Genomic DNA, 15,027 nt, shown 5'->3' on the forward strand with positions numbered 1-15,027 from the left:
AGACGGTTCGCTCCTATAACTAGTCTTTTCATAAGTTTATGGATATTACTTTTAATCATCGATATGCTTTAATTGCTTTTTAAACGTTGGCGTAACTGTTTTTCGATAAAGATGACCATGCATCCTAGTGCCATAAAAGCAATGGACATGAGTAGCGGGAATTCAATATTCAAATCATAAAGCCCTCCTGCAAATAAAGGTCCTACAAAATTACCCATACTCGTAAATGTTGAGTTGATGCCTCCTGCAAAACCTTGCCTGTCGCCAGCGATATTTGAAAAATAATTGGTTAACGCAGGGCGAATCAAATCAAACCCAATGAAAACAATAAAGCAAATCAACATCACATGCCAATAAGTGTGAGCGAAAATTAAAAGCCCAAGAATGATTGCAGAATAAATCAAAGCATACATAATAAATGTCAATTCACTAAAATATCGGATTAGCTTATCGAAAAAGAAAATTTGAAAAATCGCTCCAAAAATGCCACCACCTGTAATAGCGATAGAAATATCCGCCGGCTGAAAATTCATTTTATCAGCTGTGTAAAGTGGGAATAACGTTTCAAAAGCGGATAATCCTAAGGCAAGTATTAAAGTCAATATGGCAGGAGTGACAAACATTTTAAAGTTCACTTCGCTCAATTGACGTCCTTCTATTGTCGTAAAACCTTGCCCTGTTTGATTTTGAGGAGAACGTACGAGTAACACTGTCCCTACAAAAGCAAAGATCCCTAATACCCCAGCAAAGATAAACGGTAATCTATGAGAGATTTCAGCTAAAAAGCCCCCCATCCCAGGACCTAATATAAACCCTGCTGAAATAATGGCTGACATATACCCAAAATTTTTAGCCTTATCTTTGGCCGGTGAAATGTCAGCAATCAAACCCGTCACACCAGGCATGACCATTCCGGCACTCAATCCTCCGAGAACACGGGAGATAATGAGAATCGTAAATGTATGGCCAAACGCAAAAAGAAACTCTGACACACTAAATAATACAAGCCCGATACAAATAATGAGTTTCTTTCCTAATTTATCAGCTAATGCACCGCCAAAAGGAGAAATGATCATCTGTGCGAGTGCAAAGGCGGCCACAAGTATACCTAAGTCCGCCCCAGTAAGCCCTAAATCCTTCAAATAAATTGGCAACACCGGAATCACGAGCCCAATACCAAGAAAGATTAAAAATATGTTTGTATATAAAACGATAAGCTGTTTTTTCATATGCCGACGTCACCTCCAAAGCAAATAGTGAATCTATTATATATGTGTCTATCCCAAGTTGAAAAGCGTTATGAGTTGAATTCTCTACATATTTTCCGTAGTGTATGTGACGGATAAAACTATACAGAATTCACTTCTGATGCAACTTATAAAATGGTATTTAACGTTTGTGTCACGCGAAAAATTGGCACATCTTGTCTCATCACACTTAATGAGTAAATGGTGATGTCCCATATTAAATTTATTTAATTTTATCACACTATGACATTTTTATTTTAAAGGAGGCCTTATATGCAAGCCCGATACATTGCTCGAGCCTTATACATCGTTTTAATGTTGGTGACGTTTATCGTCCCTCATCACTTTAAATTTCTTTTATTAAATATGACGCTTGCTTACATCCCATTAGAACTCGCTTATCTATTAAAATTATTTGTGCCTAGACGTTTGTTTGAATGGCCTTTATTTCTTATCTACCTTCTTATCTTCGTGTTAATGCTACCGAACACATTTTACATGGTGACAGACTTAATACATTTAAATCAGTTTTCATTTAGCTTTTTATCTGGCCTTGTCTTAAATGAATGGATTCACTTTGGTTTACTCATTTGTGGCGTTTTATTCGCTGTCTATTACTTTATGTTGATTTCACTTGAGCTCTTCCATTTGCCTTTCCCGGCTTGGATACGTTACGGGCTGTTAGTTGGGATGATTTTATTAAATGGATTAGGCATTTATATCGGTCGCTTTTTAAGATTTCATAGCGTCCATATTATTAATAATCCGTTTTCAGTCATTTGGTCTACATTGAAATCCATCGATAGCGCAGCTCTGACGTTTATTTTATTAATGGCGTTAATACAAGGCCTTCTATTACTATGTTTGAAAGGAGTACGAACAAGACCATGATATTTGTATTTCTCATTATTGCTCTCCAATGCGGAATGAGTGTTTTGCTTTATCGTCTTAATTGGCCTATACCGTGGTGTATTGCGTTATTTTTCTCGCCCTTTGGCATTGGTCTATTTTTACTCCAACTCTTTTATTATGAGCGTCACTATCCGAACTGGCACGTCCCTTTTCACATTAAATTAAAGTTAAAATATATGTATATTCTCACATTTTTTGAATTTGTATTTTTGTATTTACTTCTTTTTGTGGTTAAATAAAGATATTACATCATGGGAGGCAAATTATGAACGCATCTAAAACACAGCGTCCGCATTGGCGGGATTTGTGGGCATTTGTCATTTATTTTGGATTATCTCAAATCATTGCGCTTTTGCTCTACTATTTTTATATGCATTTTGCAATTTCAAAAACACCGACGCCCGTCCTCTTTTTATGGACGAGTACTTTGACTTCTGTTGGGGTCATTGGTTTTCTTGCTTGGTCACATCGCCACCATCTAAAAACAAAATTGATACAACAACTGAGAGGATTAAAGCAGGCCTTTCTCTCCATCATTTTGGCGTATGTCATTTATCTTATTTTGAATGTCTTTTTAGGTGTGGCTTTAAAATTTTTGCCAAAAGCTTGGCAATTTGACAATACTTCGAACCAAAAAGCGCTTTTAGTGCTGTTTCAAGATAAAAGTTGGCTCCCTTTTGTTTTCATCGTTTTAGTCATTTTAACGCCAATTACAGAAGAGTTGTTATTTCGACATATTATCATCGGGGAACTGGGCAAGAAATTTGGGATTTGGGTAATGGGAGCTTTTTCCATATTTATTTTCACATTTTTGCACGTGAAGTCTGCCACATCCCCTTTTGAAGCAGCCCCTTATTTATTAATGTCTTGCCTATTTGTAATTATGTATATACGGTCGCGATGCAATATTGCCGTTTCTATCACATTACATATGTTGGTCAATGGCTTTTCGTTTTTGGCCATTGTGATGCAATCTATTTAACCCTTTATCACATCTAACGCTAACATTCCGATGACCTTAAATGAATTAGCCCTCAAAATTTACGCTTAGATAAATTTTGAGGGCTAATTTAATAAGACTTGAAATAGAAAATATTTATTTTCGAACTAAAAGTAAAATCTCATTACAACCTAAAGGAATTGTTTTTTAATTCAAGCACATCGTTCATTTCTAATCTAAATTCTTAAGTAACATTAATAACTTAAACATGCCCCTTGAGTGATGCTTTAAGTTGGCGTACCGCTTCTGCAGAATGCGCAAACTGTTGACGTTCCTCGTCTGTCAAATCAATTTCAATGACTTTCTCAATCCCATTTACCCCTAGCACTGTTGGCACACCGATATATAAATCTTCTAACCCATAAACACCGTTACAATAGGCGATACTTGGCAACACACGCTTTTTGTCTAAAATAATGGCCTCCACCATTTCATATACCGCAGCTGCAGGGGCATAATAAGCCGAGCCATCTCCGAGCAGTTTGACAATTTCCGCACCCCCATTTTGTGTGCGCTTAATAATATCTTGTATTTTTTCTTGCGGTAAAAGTTCATTGAAGGGAACGCCATTCACATGACTATGTCTTATTAAAGGTACCATTGTATCCCCATGACCACCTAGAACGATGCCATGCACATCATTAACCGCAACGCCTAAAGCGTCTGCCACAAATGTATTAAATCTTGCTGAATCTAATACTCCAGATTGTCCCATCACGCGTTCACTCGGAAATCCTGATTTTTGATAGACAGTATAGGTCATCGCATCAACTGGGTTCGTGAGTACAATAATTTTACACTCCGGTGAATATTTAACAATTTGCTCAGTCACCTCAATCATGACTTGTTCGTTTGTTTGAATCAATTCATCTCTCGTCATGCCTGGCAAACGTGGCACCCCTGCTGTAATCACAACAACGTCAGAATCTTTAGTTTCACTATAATCCGTTGTCGATGTGACATGCGTATCAAATCCTAAAATCGATCCGCTTTGTAAGATGTCTAATGTTTTCCCTTTGATGGCTTGCTTATTTTTTTCTCGATCGACTAAAACGACATCCGCAATGTCGCGTGTTGCCGTTATAAAGGCCAGTGTTGAACCTGTATGCCCCGAACCTATAATAGATACTTTTTTACGTTTCATGACCGAATCCCCCTTTATCCTTCCTCATTTTCATTATAGCATCGAAAATTGAAATATGAACGTTAAAATGAAAGCGCTTTCTAAAAAATAGGGGCAAATAACATGCGCGTCATCTCCCCCTAGTATTACCTTAACTATGTGCTGAAAAGAATACATTTAAAACTACTGCAAAAATGCCTACGATACAAAGTGTCATGACCAGAAGCAGCAGACTTGTTTTTCCATACTTTAGTAAAAATGCAATAAATGTGGCGATGACATGATAGACCATAAATACGCCAATGATTGCGACGAACCAGATAATTTTAGGTGAAAATAACAACACCAACATCATTAAAATCGCAAAAACTACATACGGCACAGCAATCATGTTACGCATAAATACAAAATGCCGTCTTTTTACATCTTGAGTCATTTTTTAAATCTCCTTTATCGTTATTTACGGAATATCATATCCTTGCGCAGCCGTATAAATATCGAACCATTCCTGATCTGATAACTGTATTTCTAAACCTTTTATGGCTTGTTGAACACGTGTCATATGTTGTGTCCCAAGGATAGGTAGAATAGACGCAGGATGTTTCATAAACCATGCAATCACAACTGCCTCGACGGATGTCTGATGCGATGAAGCTATTTGTTTTAAAACAGGTAACACACGCTTCGACACCTTATCAGAGGAATCAAATAATCGTCCTCCCGCAAAAGGCCCCCAAGCCATTATTTTAACTTGGTCTTTATACATATCATCTATTGTCCCATCGTGAAAGGCATTTAAATGATAAGGTGAAATTTCAACCTGGTTAACTGCGATATGAAAGCGGTCATCTTTTAAACATTCATTTAGAAGTTCATATTGAGAACGTCGAAAATTTGACACACCAAATGATTTTACTTTCCCTTCTTCAACTAATTCCTGGAGAGCTTCTGTAATTTCACAGGGTTTCATTAAGGGAGATGGTCTATGAATTAATAAAGTGTCAATCACGTCCACCTGTAAGTTATTTAATGAACGCTCAACCGAACGCTTAATATGTTTTTTACTGACATCATAACGATGTTCCGTTTGATCAGGAAATATAGTGTTAGGTTGCACGATACCGCATTTAGTGACGATTTCAATTTGAGATTTAAGCTCAGGAGATAAATTTAAAGCGTCTCCAAACATTTTTTCAACAGTGTAATGCCCATAAATATCAGCATGGTCCATCGTTGTTATACCATTTTCAACAAGTTGATGTATGAATGTATTCAATTCCTGTTTTGACATGTTCCATTTGTCTGCACGATAAAATCCTTGGATGATTTGTGAGTACGAGACATGTTGATTAATCGAAACCTTTTTCATTTCAGTCTTCCTCCCTTTCTTTAGCTAAATTGTAACATATCCAGTTGGTCTCTTAATTTAGACTTATCTAAATGTTCACCTATAAATACAAGCGTGAGCGGAACTTCTTCTTGTCCCACACTTTCTAAAGAAGGAATGGGATGTGCATATTGAAATGCCATTGTCTCGTTGGGTTGCTCCCTTAACTTGAGAAAGCCTTTCACTCTTAAAATATTATCTGGAAATTTCAGTATGAAACTCACAAACGCTTCTTGAGAGACAGGCCCTTGAAATGTATAAGTCATACTTTGAAAAACGGGATGCCCATGAGAAGATTTGAGTGAAGTTGTAGCATCTTTAGTTTGTGGTTCTAGCATTTCATGTAGTTCTCCAAATGAAGTCCAAACCACGTGACTATTCGGAGCAAATTCACGGATTTGAGAATACATTTCTTCTTTTTTATCCTCTTTTAATAAATCTGTCTTATTGACAATGATATGGTGGCTTGCACGCATTTGATCTTCTAACAACTGACGTTTCGATGCACTCAAAGTATCAAAAGAAATGATATCGGGAGCTGCGACTATTGTAATAATTTCAGGCGTCTGTACTATTTGAATAAGCTTTGGATCTTCACATGCCACCATCATGTCTATCGGGTTGGCTATCCCTGTTGCTTCAATCACGATGTGTTCTACTTGATTATGTTCTACTAATTGTTGTATGGTACTCATTAGCTCTGTTTGTAAATTACAACAGACACACCCATGCATTAATGAAACTTTTGTATCTAAATGATTTAAAAGTTGCCCATCCATGTCAAAATTACCAAATTCATTGACAATTAACGCAACTTTCTCATCATTTTTTAATATTTTTGGCATATAATTGTTTAGAAATGTGGTTTTGCCGCTCCCTAAAAAACCATTAACAATTGTAACTTTTGTTTTATCATTAAACATAAAATCTAACCTTTCTCTTAAATAAACAACAAATTTTTGAAAATGTATGTATAAATCTGTCTTTTAGCTTGATAAAGTGTGTAGAATCTTCTAAAATTACTGCATGCTTTATTTTTAGCATAGCATAGATTTAAGTAGAGCGACTTAAATCCACTCAATTATGGACGGATTCCCATCCGTGAGAGAGAAATACGGATAGAATGTCTGGAGGAAAAATATTATGTCTGATCATCTTAATTTAAAAGAGCAAGTATGTTTCAGTTTGTATAACGCACAACGTCAAGTGAACCGTTATTATTCAAACAAAATATTTAAAAAATACAACTTAACTTATCCACAATTTCTAGTACTTGAAATTTTATGGAATCAATCACCTGTAAATGTGAAAAAAGTTGTTACTGATCTTGCCTTGGACACAGGAACGGTTTCGCCATTACTTAAACGTATGGAACAAATTGATTTAATCAAAAGAGAGCGTTCTGAAATCGATCAACGTGAAGTCTACGTACACCTCACTGAAAAAAGTGAAAAAATGAAACCTGAATTAGAAAACGCTTCTAAAACTGTAGCTGAAGCCTCTTCACTTGATCCTGATGAAATTAAAGAATTGAATCGTTTACTTGATAAGATCATTACTGCTTTTAGTGAATCAAAATAATTGAGTGTACAGATTAACTTCAGTAACGGTGTAACTGTATCAAAATCGCCCTATTCTAGCTAATTGGATTAAACAAGATTTTTTAGCATATTAACGAAGCAGTATCTTAAAATACTGCTCCTGCCTTATTTAAAGCATGCCAATCAAATTAGAAATATAGATAACCTCTGCGTTATCCTACACAGAATATTTAAGCACGTCCGCCTTAATTCTTTAAGACGTAGACGTGCTTTTTTACATCCTCATACGCAATGATGAAATTAAATTATTAGTCAATATTTCGCATCGTATCAAAGCATCCTCTTATTCATGACTTACGTCACAGACAATCAATTCGTGACCCCTATATAGATGCTTGGTCTAAATTTTAAACTTGTGGATAGCGTTGAAGTTTGCCATCTATCATCTTGTACACTGTGTCAAATCCACTTAAAATATTTAAATCGTGTGTCGCCACAATAAGAGTATCCGCTGACTTGTGTATTTCTGACATGATATTCGCCGCTCTTTTAGCATCAATGCCTTGGGACGGTTCATCTAGTATCCATACGGGTGCCCCTTTCAACCATAGACGTGCAAGTGCTAAACGTTGAAACTCCCCACCTGAAAGCGCCTCTCGGTTTAAAGTGACATTGCGCTCTAAAGCAATATGAGCTAAACCGACGCGTTCCAATGCTTGTAAATCTTCTTTTTCTGAACCGTTAATTAATAAATTTTCTTTTATAGAACCATCAAAAAACTGCGCATCTTGCGTTAAAGCATTGACTTGCGTTAACCAATGTGAACGATGAAACTGAGAGGTGCCCGCAATATTAAATGTTCCATTTGTAACTGGATAAAGTCCCATCAAGAGATGGAGTAATGTAGATTTCCCTGAACCTGAGGCACCTAAAATTGCGACATGTTCCCCTTTTTTTATTTTAAGCTGAACCGACTTAAGGACTGGCTGTTCCTGTGTTGGAAAGCGATGTGTGACTTGGTCTAAATGAAAAAGCTCAGTTTGGTCTTTTAAATTGGCGACAGTAATTTTTTCGTCTCCTTCAGCGACGTGTCCAAGCGTCATCACTTCATTCAGTTGTTGCGTCGCTTGATCCGTTTCTGCTTTGTAATATGCCACCTGACTCATCATGACATGTTGTTCAAATAAGGTTAATAACATAAGGACTGTACTTGTAGACAAAACAGGATCAAAAGCGCCTTGTTTTATTTGAAAAATGATGCACAGAATCGTTAAGAAAATGGCAATCATACTGATGACATTTAGGATAAATTGATAAAAGATATGAAACATTTGTTCTTGATGCTCTGCTTCACTTAATTGTTTTTCTGCCTCATTTAGTGAATCCCTGTAAGTACCAAGTTGGTTAAATCGTTTTAATTCTTCATAACCTAAAATAAAATCAAAGTACCGATGCATGAAATAGTTATATTTATAATCTAATTTTTGTTTAATGGTCAATGCGCGCTTGGCACTCACATTCGGGACTACCCATAATGATAAAACCATAACTATCGCAATGAGCACCGCATGCCACGGTGTAAAGAATAGTAAGGTAATAATTGTGATGATACTCGTCAATCCAATCACAATTGGCGGATAATATACTCTTAAATAAATATTTTGGAGCGATTCGATTTGTGACACCATGTTGCCTAATAAATCACTTGTTTTAAAATGTCGAAATACGTTTGGAACAATTGGAACAAGCGCTTTGTAAAACTGAACACGCACATCACGCAACATCGTAAATGTCGCTCTATGCGAATATAATCTTTCATAATAGCGTGTAATCGCACGGGTGAAGCCGAATAATTTCACACTTACGATTAAACCCATTAAAGCAAATAAAGGGGCCCCTAAGGCACTTTGCGTAATCATATAGCCACTTAAAAAGAACATGGCTAAAGCAACCATCGTCCCGACGCCACCTAGGATAACAGCGAGAACAATATCACGATTCCACTTAATATTTAACGATGTATTTAGAGACCGGGTTATACGTTTCGACATAGTTTTAAAATCCTTTCTTTAAATAATCACTTTCACCCATTTTCAACTTGTAGCATTTACATTTCAGTTTTAATGATAGTGTCATCTTTAATCATCTTTCCTCCATCGATGTACCATCGTCTCGTTGCAGTATTAAGCACCTCTTGTCGATGTGCAATGGTGAGTGTGGTGCATTTAGAAAAGTGCGATTGTAGTGTTTCTTGTATTTTTTGTTCAGTCTCTATATCTAAACCTGTCGTAGGTTCATCCAGCACAATCAAATCAGGATTTAATAATAAAACACGTGCCAGCTCTATTCTACGCATTTCTCCTCCGGAAAGCATTTCGCCTCCTTCCCCAATCATCGTATAGATGCCTTTTTTTAGTTGGGCGACTTTATCACTCAAAGCAACTTGTTTTAAAACTGTTTCAATCGCTAATTCGTCCGTCTCTTTAAATAAGGTGATGTTTTCAGCAATGGTAGCATTAAAAATATACGGCTGTTGCGATAAATAACCTATATTTAAAGGTTTAGCATAGGTGATGGTGCCTTTAGACAATGTGCGTTCACCTATTAAAAGTTGCACTAACGTTGTTTTACCGGCGCCACTTGGACCCACAATCGCGATATGGTCTCCTTCGTGAATACACCCTGATACATCTTGAATCACGTCTACATCCGTGTGAGGATAGCGGTAAGAAACGGCTTTCATCTCAATTAATGGTTGTTGATGCGCATCTATAGGGATAGGTGGCTGTTCGACTGTCTCTTCATCCAGTGCTTTTCGAACAATGTCACTCGCCCCCTCACTCTCTTTACCGACGTGAAACGCTTGCCCTAAATCCTTCATAGCATTATAAAATTCTGGTGCTAATATAAAAGCAATAGTGGCTGATAAAAACGAGATATTCTTAAAAACGATTAAACTCAAACCAACCTCTAAAGCAACAAGACCAATCCCTAACATACTAATAAAATCTAGCATTAAGCCAGATAAAAATGCACTTCTAAGAATGACCATTGTTTTATCTCGAAATTGCGTACTCTCTTGTTCTATTTTATCGATCGCCAGGTCGGAACGTTGAAACAATTTGAGGGTCACCAATCCACGTGTCAAATTGACAAAGCGCTGACTGAATTGGTTTAAAAATGTCATTTGATCTTTCGCTGCATCACGTGTTTTCAACCCGAAAATAATATAGAACAAAGGAATAAACGGTGCGGTCACGAGCATAATCACTGCTGAAGGCCAATGTATTCCAAACATCACGAGAATAATCACGAAAGGAATAAAAGTGGATTTGAAAAATTGAGGTAAATACGTTCTAAAAAAGGGCAACATCTCTTTAATAGTTTCTGTCGCAATATTGATCTTTGCACCCACAGGTTCACTGGACTGTTGATGAAGTAATCGATATCTCACCTCACGTCGCACAAGATGGCTTATCCGTTCGCCTAACACATCATTAAACATCATCAATGTCGCTCTCAGTAGCAATGCCATTGCGAGTATGGTGAGCACATAGAACCAAGAAGCGCCTTTGTTAAATAACAGACGGTCTAAAATCACTGCGATTGTCACATTTTGAGCAATCACGGTCAATGCCAATATAAGATTAACCACACCGAAGAGCACAACATAAAGTCGGTATTGTTTTAACCAATTAAAAAGCCATTTCATATTCATACTCCTTTAAAAATCACTTCTATCCACATAGATAATTATTGAATATGGATAGTATATAATGATACATTTTATGATGCATTAGAATTCACTTATAAATGCTTTAAGTTGTGACAGTTTATTTACAACCTAAAATCTCATACTTTGGACCGATAGCATTATTTTAGTGAGACATGCTTATAAAAGATATGCTATGATAAGCTAAGTTATAAAGTAAAAATAAACATAAAGAGGGTTAATGGTATGCTATTTTTCGAATTACTTAAGGCATTAGTGCTTGGTATCGTTGAAGGTTTAACAGAATTTGCGCCTGTCTCTTCAACGGGTCACATGATTTTAGTAGATGATATGTGGTTGAAATCAACACAATTTTTAGGTTCTGAATCGGCATTTACATTCAAAGTTGTGATTCAGTTAGGATCCGTATTTGCAGCAGCATGGGTCTTTAGACATAAATATTTTGAAATGTTACACATTGGCAAATATGCCCCAGAAGTCCAAAGCGGACGTCGTTCTAAGCCACGTCGTTTAAAAATCACTCATATTTTAGTAGGGATGATTCCTGCAGGTATACTTGGTGTGTTATTTGACGATTTTATTGAAAAACATTTGTTCAGTGTACCTACTGTATTAATTGGCTTATTTTTAGGTGCCATTTATATGATTATCGCCGACAAGTTTAGTCGCAACGTTCGTAACCCCATTCAAGTCGACGAAATTAACTATTTTCAAGCATTCGTCATTGGTTTATCTCAAGCGATTGCGATGTGGCCTGGTTTTTCGCGTTCAGGGTCCACAATTTCAACGGGTGTATTAATGAAAATGGACCACAAATCGGCTTCTGACTTTACCTTTATGATGGCCGTACCTATTATGTTAGCCGCAAGCGGACTTTCACTCGTTAAAAATATAGGTTTTATTCACCTTTCTCATATTCCGTTTTATATTATTGGATTTTTAGCGGCATTTATTTTTGGATTATTATCTATCAAGTTATTCTTAACGTTAATCCAACGTGTAAAATTATTACCATTTGCGATTTATCGAATCGTACTCGTGGTTGTCATCGCTGTTGTTTACTACGGCATTATTAAATAATATTAAAATAGCCATTCCAATTTATTAGAAGGTAAGTTGGAATGGCTTTTTAATATACAACGTTAAAAAATGATATTTGAATGTTAATTCGCCTCACTTTGTTTTAAAAGGCAATGCCAAAATAACATAGTCACTTGTTAGAGTTAAATCCCTCTTTTCAATTTTCTACTATTTTTCCTACAGACGTATTAAGAACAATCAAAACTTAAATATCTAAGCCTTTATTAATTTTAAGAATTATTTAATGTTTATTTTTTATATTCCCCTTTACTATAATGATAGACGAATTATTGAAAGGGGATATAATGAATCACATTTCAACTTTTTTTAAAGATGATTTATCTGTATCAAAAGAGTCGACAGGACGCGTCTTTTTAAAGGGAATACTATTTGCATTCCTACTAATCATTGCTTTTGATATTAGCAACTACACGCCTGACCATCCTCTATGGTCTGTCGTCTCAGTCATATGCCTTGTGGTTATTATCGCCATAATGCCTTACTTTGGTATACATTTTATTTCTTTGAAAGCCTTAAAAGTCTCGGATCTTTTTATTGTTATCGCTGCATTATTATTTATGTTCGGCTTAGATAATGCATTCACTTATTTTATAGATGATAACAATGTCAACGACACTGGCATTGATCATGATTTCCAAGGCGTGCCATTATGGGCTTCAATTATAAGCATCGCTATAGTCCCAGCGATTGCTGAAGAACTGGTCACACGTGGCATTATTTTACGCTTATTTTTTAGACATCATTTATTTATAGGCATGATTGTTTCAAGTGCAATATTCGCTTATTTGCACGAATCCGATTCACTCATTGGCTACCTTCCTTATTTTTATGCAGGTCTCATATTTTCACTTGTCTATTTAAAAACAAAGCGTATTGAAGCAGCCATGTTGGTTCATTTTTTAAATAATTTTCTAGGAACAATTTAAAGTTATATACATCAAAGATTAGAAAGGAAGATGCCTTATGAAACTAGGTATGTTACTCATTAGATGGATGCTTGCAACTTCATTTTTAGTACACGGAACTTTAAAATTTGTGGATTTAGACGGAACGATTCACTTTTTAGGGTCATTGGGATTACCCCCAACTTTAGCCGTTTTAATGTCAATTGGTGAAGTTGTCGGCGGTGTCATGCTCATTGCCGGTATACTTACGCCTTATGTTAATGTGTTTTATATCAGTGTGATGTTAGGTTCAATTTTCACACTTAAATTAAGTCGTGGTTATGTGAGTGGCTTTGAATTTGAAATCATTCATATCGTCATGAACCTCGCTTGTATTTGTAGCTATAAATGGAATAAGTGGATGCAATTTTATTAAGCCCTTGCGTGCGCACCACATAAAAGGGTTATCTTATAGAGACCTATATCATTTTAACTGTCGACAAAAGCGAAAGATTTCGTCGACAGTTTTTATACTTTCTTTTATCATTTTTGCTTTCTCACGCTTTGCTCTTATTTGTTGAACATCGCTAGAATACTCCTACAATTTCCTCGAAAACATACAACTTCTCCTATAATGTAAAATGAAAGACCTCACCTTTTTGTTTAAATCACTCTTATCAAATTCTCAAATCATCTGTATTTTGCTACTCAAATGAATTGTATTGCGCGTTTATCATCTAGTATCATAGGGTAAAAGGACTTAAGTATATTCATAAATGGAGGCAACGTGCATGAATAAAACGATTAAAACGATTATCAACGTATTACCTATTTTTATCGTTCCTTTAATTACAGAACGACAAAAATTCAAAGAACACCCTGAAGTAAAAAAAGTAACACATGCAACAGTAAACACTTCAAAAGCAGTTGCACATAAAACATCGAATGCTGCAAGCCATGTTAAATCAACGGCAGGTCATGTGACACATTCAGTAACGTCAAATACGAGTCAAATTAAAGATCATTTAGCAACAAAAAAACGTCGCCGTGATTACAATAAAGCGATGAAAAAAGAAGCAGAAGCACAACGTTATAGAAGAGAAGAAAATGTCCGTGCACGTGGAGAAAAGATAGAAGAAGAAAACCGAAAAGAAATCAATAAGTTGAATAAAAAGCTTCAAAAAACTATCGATCAACGCCACAAAGACGAAGAAAAAGCTTTAAAAAAACGTCAAAAAGATATGGTCAAAAACATGGATAAAATGCAAAAATACGAAGAAAAAGCAGGCCATGTCCCAGGAAATAATGATGCAAGTGACTTTGAATTAGCTTCATCTTCTAACGAAAAAGTGTTACAAGGGCATCAAGACCGTTCAGAAATTTTGAATGAAGGTCAACGTCTTGAAAAAGATAATAAAGCTGAGACTCAAAAATTAAATAAAAAACTTCAAAAAAATATTGAAAAACGTCGTAAAGAAGAAGAAAAACAACTTAAAAAAGATGAAAAAGCACGTAAAAAGCAGTTAAAAAAGCTTCAGAAAAAGGAAAATCACACAGTTGAGTCAAGCACAATTGCTGGCGTTGCTCAAAACAATACAGAGGACACTCAAACAAAACCCTCTAAAAAGGAATTAAAGCAACAGAAGAAAGATGAAAAAAAGCGTGATAAACAAGCTAAAAAATTAGAAAAGAAAATCCAAAAAAGCGCTGAAAAAGTAGATTTAGCTGCTCAAGCACCTGATCCAGATAAATTACCACCACGCATCCAATCTATGTCAGAAGTGCAATCTTTTGAAGCACAAACAGGCCTTGTAGACAAGAAGCCTCAAGCTCAACATAAAGTATCACAAGCCGAAGAGACAAAAACAACACCACAATCAAATGAAACAACACAAAAACAGCAAGAGACCTCTACAAAAAAACCTCAAGATAAAAAGACAAGTGTGAAAACACAAGTAGAGGATAGCTTAGAAAGTGCTCCACTATTTAAAAAGCAATACGCTCAAATGGAACAACATGTGAACGATAGTGATCAACAGCGTAAAGACCATCAACTCAATAAAGTTTCACAAAAAACTTTAAACAAATTAAAACGATAA

The 15,027-nt window shown here is 35.9% G+C and carries 14 protein-coding genes; 7 read left to right on the top strand and 7 right to left on the bottom strand.

Annotated elements, in window-relative coordinates; genetic code table 11:
* Positions 1-68 precede the first annotated feature (68 nt).
* Positions 69-1,229: a multidrug efflux MFS transporter NorA gene (norA, locus tag PYW36_RS09450; RefSeq protein WP_103159339.1), complete on the bottom strand. Its 1,161-nt coding sequence runs from the start codon at positions 1,227-1,229 to the stop codon at positions 69-71.
* 291 nt (positions 1,230-1,520) lie between these two features.
* On the opposite strand from norA, the gene PYW36_RS09455 reads away from it, so the two are divergent.
* Both PYW36_RS09455 and PYW36_RS09465 read left to right on the top strand, forming a co-directional pair.
* Complete coding sequence (locus PYW36_RS09455) at positions 1,521-2,138, top strand: DUF1361 domain-containing protein (RefSeq protein WP_103159338.1); 618 nt, start codon at positions 1,521-1,523, stop codon at positions 2,136-2,138.
* Positions 2,139-2,424: 286 nt separating this feature from the next.
* Positions 2,425-3,141, top strand: coding sequence for a CPBP family intramembrane glutamic endopeptidase (locus PYW36_RS09465; protein WP_037572621.1), 717 nt, complete (start codon positions 2,425-2,427; stop codon positions 3,139-3,141).
* Between the two features lie 220 nt (positions 3,142-3,361).
* Here the strand turns inward: PYW36_RS09465 and mdh are convergent, their stop codons facing one another.
* The 4 genes from mdh to PYW36_RS09485 all read right to left on the bottom strand — a co-directional run bounded on the left by mdh (position 3,362) and on the right by PYW36_RS09485 (position 6,592).
* Positions 3,362-4,303 (bottom strand): malate dehydrogenase, encoded by a 942-nt coding sequence (gene mdh, locus PYW36_RS09470; protein WP_103159337.1) that lies wholly within the window; start codon positions 4,301-4,303, stop codon positions 3,362-3,364.
* Between the two features lie 130 nt (positions 4,304-4,433).
* Complete coding sequence (locus tag PYW36_RS09475) at positions 4,434-4,718, bottom strand: hypothetical protein (protein WP_037572624.1); 285 nt, start codon at positions 4,716-4,718, stop codon at positions 4,434-4,436.
* A gap of 24 nt (positions 4,719-4,742) precedes the next feature.
* Complete coding sequence (locus tag PYW36_RS09480; RefSeq protein ID WP_037572625.1) at positions 4,743-5,651, bottom strand: aldo/keto reductase; 909 nt, start codon at positions 5,649-5,651, stop codon at positions 4,743-4,745.
* A 20-nt stretch (positions 5,652-5,671) separates the two neighbouring features.
* On the bottom strand, positions 5,672-6,592 hold the full coding sequence (locus PYW36_RS09485) for a CobW family GTP-binding protein (RefSeq protein ID WP_037572627.1): 921 nt from the start codon (positions 6,590-6,592) through the stop codon (positions 5,672-5,674).
* A 220-nt stretch (positions 6,593-6,812) separates the two neighbouring features.
* Here PYW36_RS09485 and mgrA point away from each other — a divergent pair, with 220 nt between their 5' ends.
* On the top strand, positions 6,813-7,250 hold the full coding sequence (gene mgrA, locus PYW36_RS09490; protein WP_037572629.1) for a global transcriptional regulator MgrA: 438 nt from the start codon (positions 6,813-6,815) through the stop codon (positions 7,248-7,250).
* 367 nt (positions 7,251-7,617) lie between these two features.
* Here the strand turns inward: mgrA and PYW36_RS09495 are convergent, their stop codons facing one another.
* Both PYW36_RS09495 and PYW36_RS09500 read right to left on the bottom strand, forming a co-directional pair.
* Positions 7,618-9,261 carry an amino acid ABC transporter ATP-binding/permease protein gene (locus PYW36_RS09495; protein WP_051604939.1) on the bottom strand — a complete coding sequence of 548 codons (1,644 nt, stop codon included), beginning with the start codon at positions 9,259-9,261 and terminating at the stop codon, positions 7,618-7,620.
* Positions 9,262-9,317: 56 nt separating this feature from the next.
* Positions 9,318-10,922 (bottom strand): ABC transporter ATP-binding protein/permease, encoded by a 1,605-nt coding sequence (locus PYW36_RS09500; RefSeq protein ID WP_103159336.1) that lies wholly within the window; start codon positions 10,920-10,922, stop codon positions 9,318-9,320.
* 246 nt (positions 10,923-11,168) lie between these two features.
* On the opposite strand from PYW36_RS09500, the gene PYW36_RS09505 reads away from it, so the two are divergent.
* The 4 genes from PYW36_RS09505 (at position 11,169) to PYW36_RS11385 (ending at position 15,027) form a co-directional block, all read left to right on the top strand.
* Complete coding sequence (locus PYW36_RS09505) at positions 11,169-12,023, top strand: undecaprenyl-diphosphate phosphatase (protein WP_037572635.1); 855 nt, start codon at positions 11,169-11,171, stop codon at positions 12,021-12,023.
* A 305-nt stretch (positions 12,024-12,328) separates the two neighbouring features.
* Positions 12,329-12,970 carry a CPBP family intramembrane glutamic endopeptidase gene (locus PYW36_RS09510; protein ID WP_037572638.1) on the top strand — a complete coding sequence of 214 codons (642 nt, stop codon included), beginning with the start codon at positions 12,329-12,331 and terminating at the stop codon, positions 12,968-12,970.
* A gap of 37 nt (positions 12,971-13,007) precedes the next feature.
* Positions 13,008-13,364 carry a DoxX family protein gene (locus PYW36_RS09515; RefSeq protein WP_037572641.1) on the top strand — a complete coding sequence of 119 codons (357 nt, stop codon included), beginning with the start codon at positions 13,008-13,010 and terminating at the stop codon, positions 13,362-13,364.
* Between the two features lie 355 nt (positions 13,365-13,719).
* A complete protein-coding gene (locus PYW36_RS11385; RefSeq protein ID WP_422784792.1) occupies positions 13,720-15,027 on the top strand; it encodes a hypothetical protein in 1,308 nt (435 codons plus the stop codon).

Origin of the sequence: Staphylococcus chromogenes, assembly GCF_029024625.1 — a bacterium.
In the GTDB taxonomy this organism is placed as follows: domain Bacteria; phylum Bacillota; class Bacilli; order Staphylococcales; family Staphylococcaceae; genus Staphylococcus; species Staphylococcus chromogenes.